The sequence below is a fragment of the Hymenobacter lapidarius genome (genome assembly GCF_001816145.1).
GTDB classification, from domain to species: domain Bacteria; phylum Bacteroidota; class Bacteroidia; order Cytophagales; family Hymenobacteraceae; genus Hymenobacter; species Hymenobacter lapidarius.
This window is the reverse complement of record NZ_MDZB01000164.1, coordinates 100,018-121,601: the sequence shown is the minus strand read 5'-3', so window position 1 is coordinate 121,601 and position 21,584 is coordinate 100,018. Positions and strand designations below refer to the sequence as shown.

Annotated in this window: 21 protein-coding genes, 1 tRNA gene and 1 pseudogene; 8 read left to right on the top strand and 15 right to left on the bottom strand. The window is 60.5% G+C overall.

Translation table 11 applies throughout. The annotated features are described in order from the left end of the window. Window positions 1-7: 7 nt before the first annotated feature. Both BEN47_RS19080 and BEN47_RS19075 read left to right on the top strand, forming a co-directional pair. Window positions 8-2,311 (top strand): TonB-dependent receptor, encoded by a 2,304-nt coding sequence (locus tag BEN47_RS19080; protein WP_239691667.1) that lies wholly within the window; start codon window positions 8-10, stop codon window positions 2,309-2,311. 84 nt (window positions 2,312-2,395) lie between these two features. Beyond that, on the top strand, window positions 2,396-2,779 hold the full coding sequence (locus BEN47_RS19075) for a heavy-metal-associated domain-containing protein (RefSeq protein WP_070730795.1): 384 nt from the start codon (window positions 2,396-2,398) through the stop codon (window positions 2,777-2,779). 202 nt (window positions 2,780-2,981) lie between these two features. Here BEN47_RS19075 and BEN47_RS19070 read toward each other — a convergent pair whose 3' ends face one another. The 11 genes from BEN47_RS19070 to BEN47_RS19020 form a co-directional block, all read right to left on the bottom strand. Next, window positions 2,982-3,719 carry a fatty acid desaturase gene (locus BEN47_RS19070; RefSeq protein WP_083322599.1) on the bottom strand — a complete coding sequence of 246 codons (738 nt, stop codon included), beginning with the start codon at window positions 3,717-3,719 and terminating at the stop codon, window positions 2,982-2,984. After that, entirely contained in the window at window positions 3,719-4,048 is a 330-nt protein-coding gene (locus BEN47_RS19065; protein ID WP_070730793.1) for a DHCW motif cupin fold protein, read from the bottom strand. The genes BEN47_RS19070 and BEN47_RS19065 overlap by 1 nt, the downstream gene beginning before the upstream one ends. A 21-nt stretch (window positions 4,049-4,069) precedes the next feature. Beyond that, a complete protein-coding gene (locus BEN47_RS19060) occupies window positions 4,070-4,921 on the bottom strand; it encodes a 4-hydroxy-3-methylbut-2-enyl diphosphate reductase (RefSeq protein WP_193427156.1) in 852 nt (283 codons plus the stop codon). Window positions 4,922-5,167: 246 nt separating this feature from the next. Continuing rightward, window positions 5,168-5,638: a hypothetical protein gene (locus BEN47_RS19055; RefSeq protein WP_125921815.1), complete on the bottom strand. Its 471-nt coding sequence runs from the start codon at window positions 5,636-5,638 to the stop codon at window positions 5,168-5,170. Between the two features lie 254 nt (window positions 5,639-5,892). Continuing rightward, window positions 5,893-6,735, bottom strand: a complete 843-nt coding sequence (locus tag BEN47_RS19050) for a phytoene/squalene synthase family protein (RefSeq protein WP_070730788.1) — start codon at window positions 6,733-6,735, stop codon at window positions 5,893-5,895. Between the two features lie 74 nt (window positions 6,736-6,809). Continuing rightward, on the bottom strand, window positions 6,810-8,318 hold the full coding sequence (gene crtID / locus BEN47_RS19045; protein ID WP_070730837.1) for a bifunctional phytoene desaturase/3,4-desaturase: 1,509 nt from the start codon (window positions 8,316-8,318) through the stop codon (window positions 6,810-6,812). Between the two features lie 181 nt (window positions 8,319-8,499). Further along, window positions 8,500-9,051 (bottom strand): sigma-70 family RNA polymerase sigma factor, encoded by a 552-nt coding sequence (locus tag BEN47_RS19040; RefSeq protein WP_070730786.1) that lies wholly within the window; start codon window positions 9,049-9,051, stop codon window positions 8,500-8,502. A 225-nt stretch (window positions 9,052-9,276) separates the two neighbouring features. Then, a complete protein-coding gene (locus BEN47_RS19035) occupies window positions 9,277-10,179 on the bottom strand; it encodes a MerR family transcriptional regulator (RefSeq protein ID WP_070730784.1) in 903 nt (300 codons plus the stop codon). 79 nt (window positions 10,180-10,258) lie between these two features. Next, complete coding sequence (locus BEN47_RS19030; RefSeq protein WP_070730782.1) at window positions 10,259-10,750, bottom strand: sterol desaturase family protein; 492 nt, start codon at window positions 10,748-10,750, stop codon at window positions 10,259-10,261. 126 nt (window positions 10,751-10,876) lie between these two features. After that, window positions 10,877-11,683 carry an enoyl-CoA hydratase/isomerase family protein gene (locus BEN47_RS19025; protein WP_070730779.1) on the bottom strand — a complete coding sequence of 269 codons (807 nt, stop codon included), beginning with the start codon at window positions 11,681-11,683 and terminating at the stop codon, window positions 10,877-10,879. Between the two features lie 213 nt (window positions 11,684-11,896). Next, window positions 11,897-14,176 (bottom strand): ComEC/Rec2 family competence protein, encoded by a 2,280-nt coding sequence (locus BEN47_RS19020; RefSeq protein ID WP_070730777.1) that lies wholly within the window; start codon window positions 14,174-14,176, stop codon window positions 11,897-11,899. A 126-nt stretch (window positions 14,177-14,302) separates the two neighbouring features. Here BEN47_RS19020 and BEN47_RS19015 point away from each other — a divergent pair, with 126 nt between their 5' ends. After that, a complete protein-coding gene (locus BEN47_RS19015; RefSeq protein WP_070730775.1) occupies window positions 14,303-15,241 on the top strand; it encodes a phytanoyl-CoA dioxygenase family protein in 939 nt (312 codons plus the stop codon). A 161-nt stretch (window positions 15,242-15,402) separates the two neighbouring features. Here BEN47_RS19015 and BEN47_RS19010 read toward each other — a convergent pair whose 3' ends face one another. Together BEN47_RS19010 and BEN47_RS19005 are read right to left on the bottom strand one after the other, a co-directional pair. Further along, the gene (locus tag BEN47_RS19010; protein WP_070730772.1) at window positions 15,403-15,837 is read right to left on the bottom strand and encodes a GNAT family N-acetyltransferase; all 435 of its coding nucleotides are present in this window, start codon (window positions 15,835-15,837) and stop codon (window positions 15,403-15,405) included. Window positions 15,838-15,960: 123 nt separating this feature from the next. Continuing rightward, a complete protein-coding gene (locus BEN47_RS19005) occupies window positions 15,961-17,037 on the bottom strand; it encodes a PhoH family protein (RefSeq protein ID WP_083322598.1) in 1,077 nt (358 codons plus the stop codon). Between the two features lie 121 nt (window positions 17,038-17,158). On the opposite strand from BEN47_RS19005, the gene BEN47_RS19000 reads away from it, so the two are divergent. Then, window positions 17,159-17,929: an SAM hydrolase/SAM-dependent halogenase family protein gene (locus tag BEN47_RS19000; RefSeq protein WP_070730770.1), complete on the top strand. Its 771-nt coding sequence runs from the start codon at window positions 17,159-17,161 to the stop codon at window positions 17,927-17,929. Between the two features lie 104 nt (window positions 17,930-18,033). On the opposite strand, the gene BEN47_RS18995 is transcribed toward BEN47_RS19000, so the two are convergent. Both BEN47_RS18995 and BEN47_RS18990 read right to left on the bottom strand, forming a co-directional pair. Continuing rightward, window positions 18,034-19,179, bottom strand: a complete 1,146-nt coding sequence (locus BEN47_RS18995) for an alpha/beta hydrolase (RefSeq protein WP_083322597.1) — start codon at window positions 19,177-19,179, stop codon at window positions 18,034-18,036. Between the two features lie 399 nt (window positions 19,180-19,578). Continuing rightward, a complete protein-coding gene (locus BEN47_RS18990) occupies window positions 19,579-19,782 on the bottom strand; it encodes a hypothetical protein (protein WP_070730768.1) in 204 nt (67 codons plus the stop codon). Window positions 19,783-19,907: 125 nt separating this feature from the next. Between BEN47_RS18990 and BEN47_RS18985 the strand changes: the two genes are divergently transcribed. From BEN47_RS18985 to BEN47_RS22930, 4 genes and pseudogenes are all read left to right on the top strand, one after another. Then, a complete protein-coding gene (locus BEN47_RS18985) occupies window positions 19,908-20,195 on the top strand; it encodes a putative quinol monooxygenase (protein WP_070730766.1) in 288 nt (95 codons plus the stop codon). Window positions 20,196-20,238: 43 nt separating this feature from the next. After that, a complete protein-coding gene (locus BEN47_RS18980) occupies window positions 20,239-20,778 on the top strand; it encodes an iron-sulfur cluster co-chaperone HscB C-terminal domain-containing protein (RefSeq protein ID WP_070730764.1) in 540 nt (179 codons plus the stop codon). 38 nt (window positions 20,779-20,816) lie between these two features. Then, window positions 20,817-20,898, top strand: a tRNA-Leu gene (locus tag BEN47_RS18975). A gap of 261 nt (window positions 20,899-21,159) precedes the next feature. Beyond that, window positions 21,160-21,579, top strand: a pseudogene (locus tag BEN47_RS22930) (hypothetical protein); the annotation flags it as partial. Between the last annotated feature and the right edge of the window lie 5 nt (window positions 21,580-21,584).

Below are 21,584 nucleotides of genomic sequence, written 5' to 3'. Positions count from 1 at the left end.
TCCTTTGGTGTGGCTGCCCGCTGGCCGGGCCCTGGCGCAGTCCTCTACCATTACCCCGGTGCGGGGCGAGGTGACCGAAGCCGGCAAAGCCACTCCCCTACCCGGTGCCATAGTGCGCTGGCTGCTGGACGCCGCCGACGCCAACGCACCCGTCATCACGGCGGTTTCGGACGAGGCCGGGCGGTTCAAGCTCACTCGTCCGGCCCGGGCGGCTTCGCGCCTGGTAGTGCAGGCCTTGGGGTATCGGCCCGATACGGTGGTGGTGCCAAGTACCGAGGCGCCGTACCTGCGCGTGGCCCTGCGCGCCGGCCAGGAGCTGGGCGAAGTCACGGTGACCGAGCGGGCCCCCTCCTACTCGTCCATCACCCCGGCCAACGTGCAGGTGATTTCGGCCCGCGACCTGACCAAATCCGCCTGTTGCAACCTGGCCGAAAGCTTCGAAACCAACGCTTCGGTGGAAGTCACCACATCAGACGCCGTGTCCGGGGCCAAGCAAATTCAGCTGCTGGGCCTTGATGGCAGCTATTCGCTGCTGACGGTGGACAACCAGCCGGCCCTGCGCGGGCTGGCGGCGCCCTACCGCCTCGGCTACCTGGCCGGCCCCTGGATTGAGAGCATTGAAATTATCAAAGGCACGGGCTCGGTGGTGAACGGCTACGAGGCGATTTCGGGGCAGGTGAACGTGAAGTTGAAGGAGTCCGATAAAACCGACCAGCTGCTGTTCAACATGTACGGCAACGACCTGGGCAAATTCGACATCAACCTGAACAGCTCGGTTCGCATCAACCCTAAGTGGAGCACCGTGCTGCTGCTGCACACCGACTACCTGGGCAACCGGGTGGACCGCAACAACGACCGGTTACTGGATTTGCCGCTGGCAACGCAGTTCAACGCCCTCAACAAGTGGAAGTATCTTTCCGGCAAGGGCCTGGTGAGTGAGGTGGGCCTGGGCGCCCTGCGCGAAACCCGTCAGGGCGGGCAGCTGGGCTTCCGCGACACTGGCCCGGAGGCTTTCCTACGACATTATGGCACCACGCAGGCCACCACGCGCTACACTGGGTACGCCAAAACGTCGTTCACTTGGCCATCGCGGCCGTTTCAGAGCTTGGGGCTGTTACTGAGTGGCACCGACCACCGGTTTACCTCGGCGTATAGTCCGGCTTACTCGCCGGCTCCCGCCAGCGGGCCGCGCACCTACGACGGCACCCAGCAAACCGGCCAGGGCACGCTGCTCTTCCAAAGCGTGCTGGGCAATACCGCCCACGTGTACCGGGCCGGCCTCAGCTTTTTGTACGATGACTACCGGGAGATTTTTCAGGATGGGTACGTCTACAGCACCGAAACGCTGGAAGAGCGCCACAACCGCGAGCACCGCAACCGCCGCGAGCTGGTGCCCGGCGCCTTTGCCGAATACACCTACCAAAACAGCCGCAACCTGACGGTAGTGGCCGGCCTGCGCACCGACCGCCACAACCTCTACGGCTGGCAGGTGACGCCCCGCCTCAACCTGAAGTACGACGCCGCCAAAAACACCGTGCTGCGGGCAGCAGCCGGGCGCGGCTTCCGGGTGGCCAACCCCATTGCCGACAACGCCGCCGTGCTGGCCAGCGCCCGCCAGTTCATCATCGGCAACAGCCTGCGGCCGGAGCGGGCCTGGAACTTGGGGGGCAGCGCCACGCAGTACTTCACGGTGCTGGGCCGGCCCGCCACGTTCGTGGCCGATTACTACCACACGGAATTCGACAACCAGGTAGTGGCCGACATGTACACCGCCCCGCGCGCCATCATCATCAACAACCTGCTGCCCGGCGGCCGCTCGTTTGCTCGCAGCTTGCAGGGCGAGCTGCAGGTTGAGCCCCTGAAAGGGCTGGGTGTGAAAGGTGCCTACAAGTACCTCGACGTGCGCACCACCTATGATGGCGTGCTGCTGCCCAAGCCTCTCACGCCCACGCACCGGGCCTTCCTGAACGTGGCCTACGCCAGCGCTTTCGACAAATGGCGCGGCGACGCCACGGTGCAGTGGTATGGCCAGCGGCCCTTGTCGCCCATTCAGAGCATGCACGCGCACGGCTCGGGCCAGGAATACGTGCCGGAAGTGGCGCCCCGCTACGCCTTGCTCAATGCCCAGGTCACGCGGGCGTTCAAGCGCCTGGTGCTGTACGCCGGCGTGGAGAACCTGACCGATTACCGCCAGGCCAACCCTATTGATGGCGCCGCCAACCCGTTCGGCCCCAATTTCGATGCCGCCATGGTGTGGGGCCCCGTCTATGGCCGCCTCACCTACCTGGGAGTGCGCTACAAAATCGAATAATTTCGACTGATTTCCCTTAGCCGACTTATTCCGGCAGCACTTTTGTTATCATCATTCCAACCAGCATTCATTCTCCTGCTTCTTATGAAATTCTTCCTTTTGCTCCCGCTGTTTGCGGCCCTCGGTTTCTCATCCAATGCCCAGGCCCAATCGGCCCCGGCCAAGCAGGCATCGGCCAGCCCCGCAGCTACCGGCGTAGCCACGGCCCAGTTCAAGACGTCGGCTGTATGCGACATGTGCAAAACCCGCCTCGAAAAGAGCCTAGCCTACGAGAAGGGCGTGCAAAGCGCGGTATTGGACGTGCCAAGCCAAGTCCTCACCGTGACCTACCGCGCCGACAAAACCACCCCCGATGCCCTGAGCACCGCCGTGCAGAAAACCGGCTACGACGCCGACCAGAAACCAGCCGACGCGCGGGCCTACAACCGCCTCCCCGATTGCTGCAAAAAAACGAACGCAGTGCACTAGTTTATCTCCTATGCGGGTGGAACGTAGCACGACTCGTGCTTTTCGTAGCGCCGCTCCATAAGGTAAAAAGCCCCGACACTTCGCAGTGCCGGGGCTTTTTACCTTATTTAACTTTTACCTTGTTTAACAAGGCTGGTTGCAAATTGCGAATGCACTGCCACTAACCGTGCCTTTGCAATATCATACCGGCGCGCAACCACAGCTACTTGGCCTGCCAGAGCCGCCACCACGGCAGATACGGCTGGTCGTGGTGCTCGTAGTGGTAGCCGAAAAAGTAGCAGCTCACAAAGGCCCACAGGTGGTGCCGGAACTGGCTGCGTGACCGGTGCATATTGTCGGGGGCGTGCTCGCCGCGATGCGGCAGGTAAGTACCGAAAAAAAACAGCTGAAAAGTAGCCAGCAATGCCGGCACCATCCAGAAAGCAATAACATTGGCCTGCGGAAACCAGATTTTCAGCACGTTGTAGGTAATGGCCATCAGGGCAATCTGCCACCACGTCACGTAGTTCCAGGCGAAGCGCAGGAACCAGGGCAGGAACCCGGGGTGCTTGCCGTCGTGAAAATCGGGGTCGTCCTGGGTGCCTACGTGGCGGTGGTGAGCGTGGTGCATGGGCAGCTGCCCGGGAAACCAGTTGTAAGCAAACAGGCCGGCGGCAATCGTCCCAATCGTGTTGTTAATGCGCTTATTGGCGCTCACCAGGCCGTGCATGGCATCGTGCGCCGTGATGAACAGGCCGGTGTAGAGGTGGGCCTGCACCAGTACCAGCAGGTAGGGCACCGGGCTACGCCAGTTGGGCTCGTAGAAGGCCAGTGAAAAAGTAAGCAGGCCGGCCCACCCGGCAAACACGGCCGCGGCTACGGCCACTCCCTTGCGCCCCAGCGGCGCGGGTGCCACGCGGCGCGGCAGGGTGGCGGCAGAAGAATGGGTGGCAGTTGTCATCAATCAACAATAAAAAGGGTGGCGCCGTGGGCCGTGCTGCTGCGGTGGGCTTCGGCCCCGTCGGCCACTTGGTAGCTCATGCCGGCAGTGAGCAGAAACTCCCGGCCATCGGCCAGCTCGGTGGTCAGCTCCCCGTTTAGTACCAGCAGGAAATGGCCCTTTTGGCACCAATGGTCGGCCAGGTAGTTGGGGCTGTAGTCCACCATGCGCACACGCACCGTCCCGAACTGCCGGGTGCGCCAGGTGGCAACGCCCGTGGTACCCACGTGTTCCTGGCCCGCAACTTCCGACCAGTTGGTTACGCCAAACGGCAAGTCTGTTATGTACATAGGGTCACGCTTCGGTGGGCTCTACAAATTTAGCAGCCGCTCGCGCACCTGCTCCATCAGCCACATGGGGGTGCTGGTGGCCCCGCAGATGCCAACCGATTGCCCGGGCTTGAACCAGTCGGTCTGAATTTCACCTACGTTGGAAATAAAGTGGGTTTGCGGGTTGGTTTCGAGGCACACCTGGTAAAGCACCTTGCCGTTGGAGCTTTTGGTGCCCGACACAAACACAATCTGGTCGAACTGGGCGGCGAAGCGGCGCAGGTCTTTGTCGCGGTTACTCACCTGCCGGCAAATTGTGTCGTTGGCATTCACCTGGTAGCCGCGGCCTTCCAGCTGGTTTTTAATGTTGTAAAAGCTGTTGGTGCTTTTGGTGGTCTGGCTGTAGAGGGTAATATTTTCGGGCAATTCATGGCCTAGCAACTCGTCGAGGCTTTCGAATACCACGGCGTTGCCGCTGGTCTGGCCCAGCAGGCCCAGCACCTCGGCGTGGCCGTGCTTGCCGTAAATAAAAATCTTCTCCTGCTTGTCGTAGCTGGTTTTGATGCGGTTTTGGAGCTTGAGCACCACCGGGCAGCTGGCATCAATCAGGGTCAGGTTGTTTTCCATGGCCATCTGGTAGGTGGCCGGGGGCTCGCCGTGGGCGCGAATGAGCACGGCTTCGTCGCGCAGCTCGGCCAGCTGTTCGTGGCAAATAATGCGCAGGCCGCGGGCTTCCAGGCGTTGTACTTCTTCGTCGTTGTGCACGATATCGCCCAGACAGTACAGGTAACCCTGCTCGTCGAGGAGGTCTTCCGCCATTTGAATGGCGTAAATCACGCCAAAGCAAAAGCCGGAGTTGGGGTCGATACGAACGCTGAGCGACAGATTAGGCATAGGCCAAGGTAACCGGCAACTCGCCCGCAAGGTTACGAAAGGCGGACCGGCTGGCCGAAAATACGCAAATAGCCCGCAATTCAGATTCCCAAACACCTTTCCGTACCCAAAATCCCTGATGACCTGTTCCTGCCAAGGCTGTTTTGGGTAACCGGCGCTGTCGCACCGCAACCCGAGGTTACAGGAGCGTGTCTGGATGTGGGGTATAATTCGAAAGCGACTGGCTAGCTTCCTGACAGGAAGTATCTACTCCCCTACCTTGCCCAGACGTTGAGCCTGCTCGTCGCTCACATGGCCGCGGTCCACCAGAAAGTCCCGCACCGTGCGAAACGCCTCGGGGTCCAGCCCGGACTTGGGGTGCTTAAGAGCCGCGTTGAGCAACATTTCCTTGTCCTCGTCCACGTGTTTGCTCAAGCCCAGGAAGGCGGGCAGGTTGCTTTCCACGGAAAAACGCAGGAAGCGAATCTCCGGGTTTTGCGGGTCGAGGCTCACGGCTTGCTCAAAGGTGCGGGCGGCGTCCTGCACGTAGGTCATCTTATTGAACATGGACGCATCGCGGGCCCGAATGGCCTCGGCAGCACCCTTGTAGCCCAGCACCAGCGCGTCGCGCTCTTTGTAGTCAGCCAGCAGTTTGTAGAATTTTTCGCCGGCGGTTTTGTCGGCAGCGGCTTGCTCGTAGTGGCGGCGCAGGTTGGTGGGGTGGTAAGGAGACGACACGTTCTTAGGGGCAGGTTTGGCGGTGGAAAATAAAGCCTCGGGAGCTAACGCTACGTTGCCGGGAAGGAAACGGGCAGAGGCAATGGACGGCATTCCACTAGTACGCAAATGCGCGCCCGACGATGCGGAACCAGCACTTACAATAGCAGCAAAGACCAGGACGCTACGAATCTTCATGTCGGCAAAAATACAGAGCACAACAACAACTTGCCTTGCCTACGGCAAAACCCGTGCTCAAAATTGCCGCCCCCTTCCTAAATGCGCGACAACCGGTAGCGGAAGTACGAACCCAGCAGCAGCAGCAGCTTGGTATTGTCCGGCACCCGCACCCGCTCGCCCAGAATGCGGACCGCCGATAACTTCTTTATTTTATAAAAAAGCTTGAGGTAATAAACATAAGCCAAGTACACCCCGAGCTTTGCCGAGCGCGGCAACTGCTGGATTCCCTCGTAGGCGGCCTCAAAGTCGGCTTTGATGTCAGCTTCAATCTCGCTTTTAGTGGCGTCGTTGAAATGCTGGTACACTACCCCCGGAAAATACACGCGGCCCCGGTCTTCGTAATCAGACCGTATATCGCGCAGGAAATTCACCTTTTGAAACGCCGAGCCCAGCCGCCGGGCCGGCTCGCGCAACCGCTCAAACATGGTTGCATCGCCGTTGCAGAAGATGCGCAGGCACATCAGCCCCACTACTTCGGCCGAGCCGTAAATGTACTCCTTGTATAGGCCGGGGTGGTAGTTCTGGTCTTCCAAATCCAGGGCCATGCTGTGCAGAAAGGCCTCGATGAATTCGTGGTCGATGCCGTACTGGCGCACCACGTGCTGAAACGCGTGCAGCACGGGATTGAAGCTGAGGCCCGTTTCCAGCGCCTCGTAGGTCTGGCGCCGGAAGTCCGCGAGCAGCGCAGTTTTGTCGTGGTCGTGAAATGTGTCCACAATCTCATCGGCCCAGCGCACAAACCCATACACGGCGTACACGGGCAGGTGCAGTTGCTCGTCGAGCGTGCGAATGCCCAGCGTAAACGAAGTGCTGTAGCGCCCCGTGATGAGCTTGCTGCAAGCCAGACTGGTATCGGTGAAGAGTTTGACGTGGTCCACTTTGTTGAATTAGGAGTTATGAATTAGGAGTTATGAATTGGTCGAGTCGGTTGAGCTAACTCACAATTCATAACTCATAATTCAGCGTTCTCTTTCAGTACCTCCCCCGCTATCACCTGCCCCGAAATGAGCGACGGCGGCACGCCCGGGCCTGGCACGGTGAGCTGGCCGGTGAAATACAAATTACTGACTTTTTTGCTCTTCAGCGTGGGCTTGAGAATGGCCGTTTGCCTGAGGGTATTGGCCAGGCCATAGGCGTTGCCTTTGTAGCTGTGGTAGTCGGCCATGAAGTCGCGGTGGGCGTAGCTGCGCTTGAACACCACCGCGTCGCGAATGGGATGGCCGCAATGCTTTTCCAAGCGGTCCATCAGCAGGTCGTAGTAGCGCTCGCGGGTGGCCTCGTCGTCGGTCAGGTCGGGGGCCACGGGGATGAGGAGAAACAGATTTTCGTGGCCTTCGGGCGCTACAGTGGGGTCGGTTTTGCTGGGCACCGAGGCGTAGTAGAGCGGCTTGGTGGGCCACTGCGGCTGCTCGTAAATCTCACGGGCATGCTGGGTCAGGTCCTCGTCAAAAAACAGGTTGTGGTGGCGCAGCTTGTCGAGCTTGCGGTTTACGCCCAGGTAGAACAGCAGCGACGACGGCGCCATGGTTCGCGAGTCCCAGTACTTCTCGTCGTAGTGCCGGTGTTCGGGCTTCAGTACCTGCTGTTCAATGTGGTGGTAGTCGGCGCCGGCCACTACCGCATCGGCGGCAAAAAATCCGGAAGCCGTGCGCACGCCGGTGCTGCGCCCGTTTTCCACCACTATTTCCAGCACTTCCTCGTTGCAGCGGATTTCCACGCCCTGCTCTTCGGCGAGGCGCACCATGCCTTCCACAATCTTGTGCATGCCGCCTTTGGGGTACCACGTGCCCAGCGCTAGGTCGGCGTAGTTCATAAGGGAGTACAAGGCCGGGGTATTCTGCGAAGTAGCACCCAGAAACAGGATGGGAAACTCGACCAGCTCCAGCAGGCGCGGGTCCTTAAAAAAGCGCCGCACGTGCTTGTGCATGCTTTGCAGCACGTCCATGCGCACCATGTCCACCAGCAGCCTGGGGTCAGCAAACTCAAAGATGGAGCGGCTGGGCGCGTACACCAAGCGGTTGATGCCCACTTCGTATTTGTAGGCGGCCTGCTTCAAAAATTCATCGAGGCGTGCGGCGCTGCCGGGCTCGTAGCTTTCAAATAGGGCCCGCAGCTCACTCATTTTGGCCGGAATATCCACCGCCTCCGGCCCTTTGAATATTACCTGATAAGACGGGTCGAGCCGCTGCAGGTCGTAGTAGTCGGCTACCTTTTTGCCAAAGCGGGCGAAGTACTTCTCGAACACATCGGGCATCCAGTACCAGCTGGGGCCCATGTCGAAGGTGAAGCCCTGGGCGCGGAACACGCGGGCCCGGCCGCCGGGGCCTTCGTTTTTCTCCAGTAGCGTGACGCGCCAGCCCGCCTGGGCCAGCGTGGTAGCGGCGGCCAGCCCCGCAAAGCCGGCCCCGATAACAACGGCGCGCTTTGAAGAGCCCGCTGACGGGGTGGTAGCGGCATGAATGGTGGCGTTGACAGCAGTGGTAACGGCAGTAACGGCGGAGGTGGCGGCGGATGCGGACAAAGGCAGGAACTAAACTATCAAAATGAGTGGAAAGGCGCGGAGCGCCCGAAAAAGAACCGCCGGCCCCGCGCCGCAAGTTGCAGCTGCAAGGCCGGCGGCCAAAGGTATTCAAGCAGATGGGTTAGTCTTCCACAGCCTCACTCACGTCGCCGGCCGAAGCCCCCACCGGCGCATACACCTGCAGCGCCGATTTCAACTCCTTACGGGCAATGTGAATGCGGTTTTTGACGGTACCAATGGGGATTTGCAGCTTTTCGGCAATCTCCATGTACTTGTAGCCGATGTAGTACATCATGAACGGCGTGCGGTAATCGGTGCCCAGGCCGGCAATGGCCTCGTTGATGTCGCGCACCACAAAGTCGGAAGTGGCGCCGTTGTGGGTGATGTAGTTCTGGTCGGTGTTAAAATACTGGAAATACTCCGTCGAATCGATGTTGGAGCTGCGCTTGGTAATCTTGTTGTAGTTGTTGATGAAGGTGTTGCGCATGATGGTATACAACCACGCCTTCAGGTTGGTACCGGCTTTAAACTTGTCTTTGTTGAGCAGGGCTTTGAGCAGGGTTTCCTGCACCAAATCCTTGGCATCATCAGCGTCTCGCGTCAAATTCATGGCGGCGGGCCGGAGGGTGAGCGAAATTTTCTGCACTTGCGAAGTGAATTCTAGCGAAGTCATGCTGTTTAGCTTTTCGTGGCCGATTGTTAAACAAATATACGAGGCCGCCGGGAATTGAGACGGCTATAACCGAAAATACTTGCTGAACACGCCCATTTTCCAAGCCAATCGCAGCAAAAAACAGGCTGGCTGGTGGTACCATGGCCCTTCTTTCCTCGCTTCAAATTATCGGATGCCAGCAGGCGCGCCCGATAACTACGGCCCCGGCCGGTGGATGGATTGTTGTTAAACCGCCGCGGTCTCAACCAACTCATTCTGCGTTATCATCGCCAGAAAATCGGTCATCAAAGGTGGCGAAACGCAGTTGGGGGGCAATACCAGCCCTTCCTGCCGCGCCAGCGGGCCATACAGCACCACCGGCAGGCCCTGGCAATGAGCCGATACTTCGGCGGCAAATTCGCCCACCCGGCTGCGGTCCGGCTGCAGGGTCAGCACGCTCACCACCACGTCGGGGCGGTAGGTCTGGCACACGGCACCCAGCTGTTCTGTGGGCAGGTTCTGGCCGAGGTACAGGGTGTGCTGCCCACGCAGGCGCACGGCGTAGTTCATAAACAACAGCGCCAACTCGTGGAGCTCCTCGGCTGGCAAAAACAGCACCCACCGGCGGGCGGTGGCCGGCACGGGGGGCAGCGCATCGGTGGCCGCCAGCATCTTTTGACGCAGCAGGTTGGCCAGCATGTGCTCCTGGGCCGGGTTTACGGTGCCCGCCAGCCACATCAGGCCAATGCGCTGCAGCAGCGGATAGGCCACAAAGAGCATCATGCTCTCAAAGCCGAGCTTGGCGGCGGCCTCGGTCAGGAGCTGGTTGATGCGCTCCTCGTCGAGGCTCAGCATGGCGGCCAGCAAGCCATTTACCTGGCGGTGATAGTCATGGGCGTCGTCGCAACACGCCAGCACGGCTTCGCTGATTTCGGCGTCGGAAAGGCGCGCTACCTGCGAAATGCGCTGGCCCCGCGCGCACAAGGTGCTCACGTTGAGCAGGCGGCGCAGGTCATCTTCGGAGTAGGTGCGAATGTTGGTGGCCGTGCGCACCGGCTGCAGCAGGTTGTAGCGCTGCTCCCACATCCGAATGGTGTGCGCCTTAATGCCCGAAAGCTGCTCTAAGTCGCTGATGGAAAAATGGCCCATTGTATAGGTAGAGTTGGTCGAATCAGGCGTTGCGCTTGAGCAGATGGAAACAGGTGAACGGGGGTGCGGGGCCAGCTTATTAGGATAAGCCGGGCGCGGCTGCCTTCTTCTTGTGCGCCTGCTGCCGGGCCAGCTGCAGGTACTTGGGCGACACCCACAGCAGGCCAAACTCGGCCGAACCGTCGCGACCAGTGGTTTTGTGATGGGTTTTATGGGCCATATTCAGGGCCCGGAGGTAGGTATTCTGAGACTTTTTCCAGAAACGCAACCGGCCATGAATCAGCACGTCGTGCACGAAAAAGTACACCGTGCCGTAGGCCGCAATGCCCACGCCTACCCAGAACCACCAGCGTGCGCCATTGTCCCCCGTAATGAACAGGGCAGCGGAAATACCACCATAAATCAGGAAAAACAGGTCGTTGCGCTCCACCGGATGCGGATGCCGGACGTGGTGCGAGCGGTGCAGAAACCACAGGGGGCCGTGCTGCACGAATTTGTGCATAAACCAGGCCCAGAATTCCATGAATCCGAAGGTGGCAAGGGTGATGCCAAGAGCGGCTAATGCTGTCATGGAGAAATAACCGGGGCGGGGAAAGGGTTGTTCAGAAACAGCACGGAAACGCCGCTCAGCCCCCTAAAAATTCCGGGAGCGGAACGGCGTTCCGATAACCGAACCGCTAAGAAACAGATTTTGCTCCTACCAGCCAATCTTTTCTTTGTTGAGGAACGCGGCGATGCCCTTGCGGCAGTCTTCCGAGCCGCGGGCTTCGGCGTTGCGTTGGGCGGCGTAGCGCAGCCCTTCTTCCAGCGGCAGCTCGGGCACGCGGGCCAGCATTTCCTTGGTCACCTCCATGCTTTGGGCCGAATTTTCGCGGCACAGGCGCTGGGCGTAGGCGTGCACGGTGCTCGCCAGCTCCTCTTTGGGGGCGAGAAACGTAATCAGGCCCATGTCCAGGGCAGTCTGCGCCGAAACCACATCGCCGCTGAGGAGCAGCTGCTTGGTGCGGGCTTCGCCAATCTTGCGCAGCAAAAACACGCTCACGATGGCGGGCAGAAAACCGATTTTTACCTCGGTGTAACCAAACTTGGCTTCGGGCACGGCAAAGGTGAGGTCGCAGATGGCCGCCAGGCCGCAGCCGCCAGCCAGCGCGTGCCCCTGCACCTGGCCAATGACGACCTTCTTGAGCGTATAAATCTGATGAAAGAGCTGCATCAGGTGCGTGCTGTCTTCCAGATTATCGGTGTAGCCAAAGCCCTGCAGGTCCTGGATGTAGGCCAAATCGGCGCCGGCGCAGAATACGTCGCCGGCGGCCCGCAGCACGATAACCTTAACGGACTCGTCGTTTTCAGCGTAGTCGAAGGCCTGCTTCAGCTCGGTTACCACGTCGGCGTTCAGGGCGTTGCGCTTGTCGGGGCGGTTGAGGGTGATGTAGCCGATGCGGTCCTGCGCTTCGTAGCGGATGTAGCGAAGGGCTTCGAGTTCGGGAGTGAGAAGGTTTTCCATAATGGCAAGGGCGGCGCGCGCGAATGGTTGAGGTAAAGAGGCCCACCGGTGAGAAATGGTGGCATGCCGGGCTGGCAATTAACGCAAAAATCGTGCGGGGATATTACCCGACACGGCCAGCGCCCGCTTCGCACGGCCGAAAGTGGCTGACCGTCGGCAAGTTCGGCGTCTCACGGCGTTGGCGCCCGGCGCAGGCCTGGGGCGCGGCTGGCGCTACTGCCCGGCCCGGGGCGGCTGGCGGCGGTAGGCGCCGCGCGCGGTTACGTCCCAGGTGCGGAAGCCGTGGGCGCGCAGGCTGGAGTCCTGCCGGGCCACGTACCAAATCTTGCACGACGAGTCAAACACGACCTGCACCCGCGGGCCAAACACCGCCGCTACAGTTTCAGGCTTCACCCGGGCGTTGCGGCGCAGCACCAGCACATCGACCGGCGAGGCCTGGGTGGCCGTGGAAATGCGGTTGGAGACGAAGCCGATGCGCAGGCCCCGCCACTGGGCCACGACCACGGGGCCGGGCTTCAGAAAAAGCTGCTCGTTGGCGCTGTCGGGGTCGGGCAGGCGCCGGACCGGGATGCGGCTGTTGCGCCAGCCCACCGAATACGTGGGGTGCCGGGCCTGCCGCTGAATGAGGCCGGGCAGCAGGCGGTAGGTGCGCTCGGTTTCGTTGAGTGCCACCGAATCGGGCGTCACAAATTCGGCCGCCGCCCCCTGCCAGAAGCCCACGGCCGAGCGCCGGGGGATGCTGTACACGATAAACTCCTCGGTGGGCGCCACCGCCAGCGCCTCCGTGACGCGGGTGCCGGCGTAGAGCAGCAGCAGGCCGGTTGCGCCGCGCAGCCAGCCCAGCCGCCGGGTATTGAACCAGGCCAGCAAGGCCCCAATCAGCCCAAAGAGCAGCACGGTTTGCAGGGCCGAAACGTGGATTTCGCGGATAACCCAGTCCGACATCACCCGGCTCACCCAGAAAATATACTCGTTGAACAGCCACACCATGTCCTCGAAAACCCAGGCCACGAAACGCGGCAGCAAGTCGAGCCACCAGTCGGCCCCGGCCGGCAATAGCGCGCCCAATGCGGCCGCAAGGCCCTTGAGCACCAGCAGGCCGAGGCCTACGTACACGGCGCCGCTGGAGATGGGCACCGCCACCAGGTTGGAAAACAGAAAGCTGAGCGGAAACTGGTGGAAATAGAACAGCCCCAGGCCAAACGTGGCCACCTGCGCCGCCAGCGACAGCGCTGTGGCCTGCCAGACTTTGTCGAGGAACCAGCCGCTACCGCGCCAGGACCACTGCACCATTTTGGGCTGCCAGGGCCGCCGCCGGGCGTAGAAATAGGCTTCAACATCGAAGACGCGGGCCACGCGGGGCTGCAGGTATACGATACTGAGCACCGCCAGAAAGGAAAGCTGAAACCCGACATCTGCCACCATGAAGGGATTGTAGACTAGCAACCCGAAAGCGGCCACCGCCAGCGTGTTGAATATCATGTCTTGCCGCCCGGCGGCCCGCCCAATGATGATGAGCGTGAACATGACCGTGGCCCGCAGTACCGAGGCCGACAGCCCCGTGAGAAAGGCGTAGCTCCAGATAACCGCCAGCCCCACCAGCGCCGACCACAGCCGGAACCCGCGCACCCGCCCGAATAGAGCCCTCAGCACCAACGACATGGCCGCAAACAGCAGGCCCACCTGCAACCCGCTCACGGCCATGATGTGCGTGGTGCCAGTATTGGTATACGCTTGCTTGGTGGCCAAATCCACGTCGTCTTTAATGCCCAAAACCAGCGCCGAGGCAATGGCATACTCGCGTTTGGACTTGATGTAGTGCCGAAATACGCCGTCGAGCTGCTCGGCGGCCCGCATGCTGATGGCCACCAGCACCGAGGGCGGCTCCAGGCGCAGCAGCCGGTATTGGTCGGGGTGAATGTATTGCTGATGATACACTTGCCGGTACTCCAGGTAGCGGCGGTAGTCGAATTCGCCAGGGTTGAGCGGGGCCTTGCTCAGGTCCGGATGGCCCCGAATGAGCCACACCTCACCGTAGCGCGGCTGGGGCACCCCGGCCACCCTGGGCAACGACACCCGCACCCCGCCCCTGGCCACCCGCCACTGCCCGGCCACTCGCACCGCCTGCACCCGCAGCGTGGTGGCGAAGGTGGCCGCTCGCACCACGGTGTAGTCGTCCACCACGGCTTGGTAGCTTTCCACGGCGTCGGCGAAGCGGTAGAGGTGGTCGGCGCGGCGGCTTTCGGTGGCCCGCTGGGTGAGCGTGGCGCCCAGTAGTCCGATGGCCAGCAGCGCCACCGCGCCGGCCACATCGGCCGCGCCGGGGGTGCGGCGGCGCACACCCCAGGCCACCAGCGCCACGGCCACGGCGGCCAGCCCGGCCGCATAAGGCCAGAGCTCCGGCCAGCCAGCGCCCAGGTTGAGGTAGGCAACAATGCCGACAATGAGAACGGGCGTGTACCGTACGAAGGGAAAAGTGGCCCAGGATATCACGGCGCGGCAGCAGCAGGGTAGCTAGTAGGTTGGCAATGTACGGGGTGAAGCCCCAATACCAGTGCGCCCGCCCGCTGCCAATAAGAAGCAGCCTTACCTTGCCACCCGGATTCCCGCTATCTACTTATGCTTTCTTTTCTGCGCCGCCTCAAGCTCAGCTATTCGGTTTACAATGCGTTTCAGCGCCGCCGGCTGGCGCACAACCTGCCGCTCTACCAGCGGCTGGGCCTGAATAAACAGTACTTCTCCCCCATCAGCAGCCGCGATTTTGCGCACTTGGCTCCCGGTGCCGGCTTGCCACCCATGCCGCCTGTGGCCGAGCGGCTCGCGGCCAGTCCGGCGTTTCGGGCGTTGCCCGCCGCCAGCCAGGCCAGTTTGCTGGCGTTTGAGGACCAGGGCTTTGCCATTCTGCCCGGTTTTCTGGCCGCTGATGCGGTGGATGCCATCAATACCGAGCTGGCCCAACTCATCGCCGCCAAGAAGGTGGATTTGCGCTACCGCAACAAATTCATGTTCGCTTTCCGGCATTCCGAACGCATCCGACAGGCCGGCGAGGGCGCGCTGCGCGCGCTGATAGCCGCCCTGCTGGGCCACGAAACCACGCTGTTTCAAAGCATCAACTTCCTCACCGGCAGCCAGCAGCGCACCCACTCCGACAGCATTCACATGAGCACCTTCCCGCTGGGGGGCATGGCCGCCGCCTGGGTGGCTCTGGAGGACGTCACGCCCGCCAACGGCCCGCTGCATTACTACCCCGGCAGCCACCAGCTGCCCTATTACCTCAACGCCGACTACGCCAACGAAGGCACCCCCTGGCTCATCGGCGACAAAGAATACACCGAATACGAAGCTACCATTGCCCGGAAGATTGCCGAAGCCGGCATCGGAAAGCAAATTTTTCTGGCCCGCAAAGGCGACGTATTCATCTGGCACGCCAACCTAATGCACGGCGGCGAACCCCACCGCGACCGCGACCAAACCCGCAAAAGCATGGTGTTTCACTACTTCAGCCGGGCGCACATCTGCTACCACGAAATCACGCAGCGGCCGGCACTGCTGGGGTGATTAGCTGTGACACTTTAAACAGAAGAGAACAAAAAGGCCGTCATGCTGAGCGCAGCCAAAGTATCTCGCGTGCTTTTACTAAACCTGATGATTGGTTTACTGCCCCGGGCGAGATGCTTTGGCTACGCTCAGCATGGCGGCATTATTACGAGTTGGCTCAACTACCCCAGCACCATTTTATAGTGCTGGATATCGGCCTCCTCAAACATGTCGCCTTCTTTCCGAAACCCGTGCCGCTCGTAGAACGGAATGGCGCGCAGCTGCGCATTGAGGTAGACTTCGGCATCAGGTAGCTCGGCCTGCACGTCCACGAGGACGGCGTGGAGCAGCGCGGCCCCTATTTGCTGGTTCCGGAAATCAGCCAGCACAGCGAAGCGCTCCAGTTTCGCGCCGTTCTCGGTTTGGCGCCAGCGGGCGGCCCCGGCGGGCGTGCCATCGGCGGCGCGGGCCAGGTAGTGGCGGGCGTCGGTGCGGTCGTGCGCGTCGTGCTCCTTGGTAGCGGGCACGCCTTGTTCTTCCTGAAACACCTTTTCGCGAATGGTGAAGGCCGCGTCGAGGTCGCGCAGGTCGGTGATGCGGTAAGCGGTGGCGGGCATGGGCTCAGCAGTATAAAGCTGTCATCCTGAGCTTGCGGATAACCTTATTCCGGCTGAACGACGAGTTCAAGCGCGGTAAGGTCCTTCGCCGGCTCAGGATGACGGTAATTTATTAACGGATGATTACAAAGGCTGCTCCTGATTCACTGGCAAGCTGCCTGATTCGCCCTGCTGCTGGAGTTCGAGCAGACGGCGCTCGTGGCGCTCGTCGCGACGCTGGCCGCTTTGCTGGGCCTGGTGGGCCATTTCTTCGGTGTCGAACTTGTCGTAGGCTTCCACGATTTCCTTTACGAGGCGGTGGCGCACCACGTCTTCCGACGTCATCTCGACGTAGCCGATGCCCTGCACGTTTTTCAGGATGTCCATGGCCTGCATCAGGCCCGACTTTTGGCGGGTGGGCAAGTCAATTTGGCTGCGGTCGCCGTTCACCATCACCTTGGCGGTGGGGCCCATCCGGGTCAGAAACATCTTAATCTGGCTCGGCGTGGTGTTCTGGGCTTCATCGAGCAGCACGAAGGCATTGTTGAGCGTCCGGCCGCGCATGTAGGCCAGCGGGGCTATTTCGATGATTTTATTTTCCTGGTAAAACTTGAGTTTTTCAGCCGGAATCATGTCTTCCAGGGCGTCGTAAATCGGGCGCAGGTAGGGGTCCACCTTGTCCTTCATGTCGCCAGGCAAGAAACCGAGGCTTTCGCCAGCCTCCACCACGGGGCGCGAAATAATGATTTTCTTCACCTCCTTGTTCTTGAGCGCCCGCACGGCCAGGGCCACCGAAATGTAGGTTTTGCCGGTACCGGCGGGGCCCAGCGTAAAGGTGAGGTCGTGCGACATCACGGTATCCACCAGCTTCTGCTGGTTGGGGGTTTTGGCTTTGATAACGCCGCCCTTGGCCCCAAACAGGATAACGTCGGGCGAGGCGGCCAGCACGCGGCCCTCGGCCTCCTCGCTGGTGGCGGAGAGGTACTGGTTCACGGTCTTGTCGGTAATCTGCCCGTACTGGTGGTAATGCTCGATGAGCGAGGACAGCAAATCGTTGATGCGACCAATGACTTCCGTCTGGCCCTGGATTTTTATTTCATTGCCCCGGCTGATGATTTTGGAGCCGGGAAAGGCGGCGGCCAGCTGGCGAATGTTCTGATTGTCCGGGCCCAGGAAATCGACCAGGGACATGTTTTCGAGGATGATGATTTTTTCGACCAAGTGGGAAGAGAGGGGGAAAGAAGGAAGATAACAAAAAGCAGCCTGTTTTACACCTAAACCGGCTACTTTTGTCCCGGTTCAGGCGAATGAACAATACTACGAAAAACTACGGAACGCAGGCATGGGGTTGATAACACTGCTGACTGATTTTGGCTACCGCGACCACTACGTGGCGGCGCTAAAAGCCCGGCTCCTGCAGCTGGCGCCGGCCACCCCGGCGGTGGACATCAGCCACGGCGTCGAACCCTTCAACATCGCGCACGCCGTTCACGTTCTGCAATCGGTGTTCCGGGATTTTCCGGCGGGCACGGTGCACGTCATCGGCGTAGGCGACCACGGCGCGGGCCAGGAGCCCGCCTGGCAGGCCGCCAGCTACCAGGGCCACTACTTCGTGGCCGGCGACAACGGCATTCTGGCCCTGCTCACCAACGGCGCGCCCGAGGTGCTGGTGGCCCTGCCCGCGGCCGTCACCGCCTCGCCCACCCGCGACGTGCTGCTGCCCGCCGCCGTGGCCCTGGCCCAGGGCGCCGCGCTGGACACATTGGGCCCTATCGTGACCGAATTCCACCAGCTCAACAACCGGCAGGTGCGCCTACAGGACCACCGCATTACCGGCCACGTGGCTCACGTGGACCACTACGGCAACCTGGTTACCAATATTTCCCGCACCGCCGTGGAAGCCGTGGGCCACGGCCGCAGCTTTGCCGTGCACTTCGGGCGCGACATCCTGAAAGAGCTGCACCCGCACTTCTCGGCCGTGCCGCCCGGCGAGGCTGTGGCTGTGTTCAACAGCCAGGATTGCCTGTGCTTGGGCGTGTGCCAGGGCAACGCCTCGGAACTGCTGGGCCTGCACTTCGATTCGCAGGTAGACGTGCGGTTTCCGGTGGAATAAGGACCCGGCGGAGCAAACCGCAAGTGGACAAGGGCGAACATAAAAAACGTCCCGTTGCGTCTGTCGCAGCGGGACGTTTACACTAATAGCTCCGTCGGAGCCTTTTATTTCAACGCGTTTTTCAAGTCATCGGTGGCTACGGCCTGAGCTGCATCGGCTTGGGGCACTACGCCCGCCATGCCGAAGAATTCGTGGGTGGTGCCTTCGTACAGCTTGTAGTTGACTTTTACCCCGGCGGCCTGCAGGTTATCGGCCAGGGTTTTGCCTTCGCTCGTCAACGGGTCGTATTCTGCCGCAATGATGGTGGTGGGCGGCAAGCCCTTCAGGTTGGCCGCTACAAGGTTGACGCGGGGGTCTTGGCCATCGGCCGGGGTGCGGAGGTAGTTCTTGAAGAACCACTCCATGCCGGCCTTGTTCAGGGGCGCGGTCTCTGTATTGGCCTGATAGGAAGGCGTATTGGTAGCCGACCCGGCGATGGGATACACCAGCAGCTGGTACTTGGGAAGGGCCACTTTCCGGTCGCGGGCCATCATGCTCACGGCCGCGGCCAGGCCACCGCCGGCGCTTTCGCCCGCCACAGCCACCCGGTTTGGGTCGCCTTTGATGCTGGCGGCGTTCTTCAGCGCCCACTGGTAGGCCGCAAACGCGTCGTCGTGCGCGGTCGGAAACTTATTTTCCGGGCCTTTCCGGTATTCCACCGATACCACTACTGCGCCGGTTTTTTCGGCCAGAGCCTGGGCCGAGCTGTGGTAAGTGTCGATGGTGGCAATAACCCAGCCGCCGCCGTGATAGTAGACGATAACCGGATACGGCGCCGTGCCGGTTTTGGGCGTGTAGATGCGGCCCGTAACGCCGGGCACAAGGGTGCGGTTCACGGTGTCTGCCTGCATGGGCGGCGGCGTGATGTTGCTCGCGCGCATCTGCTTCATGGCGGCATCGGCGGGGGAAGGCTGCTTGCGGGCCTGCACGGCGGTGAGCTCGGGCAGCGGCTTGTTGTTGAAGCTTATCAGCTGCTCAATCACGGCCTGCATTTCGGGTCCCAGGTTGGGGCCCCAGGCGGGCTTGGCGCCGGTGGGCGTTACGCTACCCGTACTGCCGCTGGCGGGAGCGTTGGTGGTGGGGTCGGTAGCAGGCTGGCCGGTTTCGGTGGTGGTGGGCTGGCTGTTGCAGCTGCTGAGCAGCAAGCCACCGGCCAGGGCCGGCGCCATGAGCCAGGACAACGCTGCCGGGCGAAAGGATGAAATGTTCATAAAAGTGTCGGGTTGAAAATCAGTGGAGGAAGTAACGGTAGCCCCTGTACGAGTAGGGGTTGACCAAGTTGGTATTATTGTGGTTTTTCGTAGTACTTCCCGTTTATCATTTCAAAAGCTGAATGATGTTTAACTCTTTCCCGAGTGGCATCCTGCGCTTAAGCAGGCCTTTTTTTTGCCGGCTCAAACTCTACAGGTTTATAAATCAAAATCCTTGACCACTATTTTCTACCTTCTACCCGCTTCTGCACCCAGTTGGCAAGCCCCGCATTGCGAAGCTTGGTTTTGAGGTCGGGGTATCGCGCTTTATCAGGGCATTTATCGGATTAGGATATGGCTTTTCGAACAGGTAGAAACGGAGCATGTTGCGTCTTTACCCCAACTTTAAATATCCCCAGGCTATTGATTGGCAATGGAATCGGCATCGACAACGGTGGCGGTGCTATCCGATGCTTCGTTGGTTTCGCTGGATACCACGGTGGCAGTTTTATCGACTTCGGTGGCGACGGGCTCGCTGTTGCAGCCGCTCAGGAGAAGGCTGCCGGCCAGGGCTGGGACAACAACGCAGGCCAGGGCCAGGGGACGAAATGAATGCATTTTCATAAAACGATTGGTAAGAATGTAGAAGGTTAGTGCCTGACCTTTACGGCCGGTTCGGCTTTTGAGTTAAACCGATTGCGTTTAGCGCTGCCGTCTATTCATTTGAGCCCTACCCTTCCGCTCTGCTTATGCTAATCCGCGTAGTGCGCATGACCTTCGCCCCCGGCCAGGTGCCGGCGTTCCTGGCCCTGTTCCACAGTTCCGAAAACCGCATCCGGCAGCAGCCAGGTTGCCGCCACCTCCAATTGTGGCAGGACGCCGACCAGCCCAACGTGTACTGCACCTACAGCCACTGGGACAGTGCCGCAGCGTTGGATGCCTACCGCAAATCATCCCTGTTCGGGGAGGTGTGGCCGGCTACTAAGCGGCTTTTTGCGGCCCCGCCTCTCGCCTTTTCGGTTGCACCGGTGTTGTAGCCGTACTGTTCATTGTAAAAGAATCCGCCGTTCTCCCCTGCCCATGCCTTCTGAATATTTTGCCTTCTACGGCCTGCCCGAGTCCTTCCACCCCGACGAAGCCGCCCTGAAGCGCCAGTACTACGCCAAGAGCCGCGAAACGCACCCCGATTTCCACGCCACTACCTCGGCGGATAACCAGGCCGAGATGCTCCGGCTGGCCACCCTCAACACCGATGCCTACCGCACCCTGGCTGACCCCGACAAGCGCATGGCCTACATCCTGCGCCAGCACGGCCTGCTGGAAGAAGGCAAGCAGGAGCAGCTCCCGCCCGATTTCCTGATGGACATGATGGACCTCAACGAGCAGCTCATGGACTTGGAAACCGCACCGGACACCGCCGCAGTAGCCCAGGTTAGCAGCGAAGTGCAGGCCATTGCCGACACGCTGGACGCCGGCATCGAGCCCGTACTGGCTGGCTATGAAGGGCTACCGAACGACCATCGGGCGGCCGCCCTCCAGCAAATCCGCACCTACTACCTAAAAAAGCGGTATCTGTTGCGCATCCAGCAGCAAGTTGCTACCTTTGCAGCCCGCTCCTGATACCGGCAGAGCGGAATAGTTCTAAGCAAGTTCATCCTGCCCGGATGGCGGAACCGGTAGACGCGTTGGTCTCAAACACCAATATCGCAAGATGTGCCGGTTCGACTCCGGCTCCGGGTACTAGGAATTACAAACGGAAGGCCCTAAATACTGCTTAGCTATACGCTAAATCGGTTTTTAGGGCTTTTTTGCGTCCGGACCTTTTTGTATTTATGCTCGTTTACGGCCGCATTTGTACTACCAAATCTGCTACCGAAAATGACAGTGGAATTCATTCTCCGGGAAGACAAGACCGACAAGAATGGGCTGGTGCCGGTGTTCGTCCACGCCAACTTTGAGGGGTTGCGGCTGCAGTGATTCACGCGTGAAAAGTGCCCGCCCAAAGAATGGAACGCTGATAAGCAACGGTTTCGGAAGGCGAACGAAGGCTACGATAAAGCCAACAATGTGCTGGAAGCTATTTCGGAGCGGGTGCAGAAGCGCTACCGGGAATTGCGCACGGCGGGCACTCCCTCCACGCTAACGCTGATACGCGACGTGATTAGTCCGACCGCTGCCAAGCCGGAGTTGGGGCTCGTGGAGGCGATGTCGGCATTTATCGACGTTTTGCGCGGACGGGCAGATGCTGACGCAGGAATTAGTACCGGAGCGAATTACTTTGCGACGGGTGCGTGCTCTTCTTGCGCAAAATCTAAGTATAATCCGCAGCTGCAAACTGGTAATAACCGCAACCCGATGCGATTCTCCTGGACGGACCTTTGTGCGGGCGTGTCCCTGCATTCCTTTTTGGTCCTTTTATAACCTAT

Bases quoted from the DNA above. Each gene is read 5' to 3' on its own strand.
- BEN47_RS19030 (WP_070730782.1), bottom strand. From the start codon at position 10,750: ATGACAGCATTAGCCGCTCTTGGCATCACCCTTGCCACCTTCGGATTC.
- BEN47_RS19065 (WP_070730793.1), bottom strand. From the start codon at position 4,048: ATGTACATAACAGACTTGCCGTTTGGCGTAACCAACTGGTCGGAAGTT.
- BEN47_RS18995 (WP_083322597.1), bottom strand. From the start codon at position 19,179: ATGAACATTTCATCCTTTCGCCCGGCAGCGTTGTCCTGGCTCATGGCG.
- BEN47_RS19015 (WP_070730775.1), top strand. From the start codon at position 14,303: ATGCTTTCTTTTCTGCGCCGCCTCAAGCTCAGCTATTCGGTTTACAAT.
- BEN47_RS18985 (WP_070730766.1), top strand. From the start codon at position 19,908: ATGCTAATCCGCGTAGTGCGCATGACCTTCGCCCCCGGCCAGGTGCCG.
- BEN47_RS18990 (WP_070730768.1), bottom strand. From the start codon at position 19,782: ATGAAAATGCATTCATTTCGTCCCCTGGCCCTGGCCTGCGTTGTTGTC.
- BEN47_RS19000 (WP_070730770.1), top strand. From the start codon at position 17,159: ATGGGGTTGATAACACTGCTGACTGATTTTGGCTACCGCGACCACTAC.
- BEN47_RS19075 (WP_070730795.1), top strand. From the start codon at position 2,396: ATGAAATTCTTCCTTTTGCTCCCGCTGTTTGCGGCCCTCGGTTTCTCA.
- BEN47_RS19070 (WP_083322599.1), bottom strand. From the start codon at position 3,719: ATGACAACTGCCACCCATTCTTCTGCCGCCACCCTGCCGCGCCGCGTG.
- BEN47_RS18980 (WP_070730764.1), top strand. From the start codon at position 20,239: ATGCCTTCTGAATATTTTGCCTTCTACGGCCTGCCCGAGTCCTTCCAC.
- BEN47_RS19040 (WP_070730786.1), bottom strand. From the start codon at position 9,051: ATGACTTCGCTAGAATTCACTTCGCAAGTGCAGAAAATTTCGCTCACC.
- BEN47_RS19060 (WP_193427156.1), bottom strand. From the start codon at position 4,921: ATGCCTAATCTGTCGCTCAGCGTTCGTATCGACCCCAACTCCGGCTTT.
- BEN47_RS19025 (WP_070730779.1), bottom strand. From the start codon at position 11,683: ATGGAAAACCTTCTCACTCCCGAACTCGAAGCCCTTCGCTACATCCGC.
- BEN47_RS19035 (WP_070730784.1), bottom strand. From the start codon at position 10,179: ATGGGCCATTTTTCCATCAGCGACTTAGAGCAGCTTTCGGGCATTAAG.
- BEN47_RS19010 (WP_070730772.1), bottom strand. From the start codon at position 15,837: ATGCCCGCCACCGCTTACCGCATCACCGACCTGCGCGACCTCGACGCG.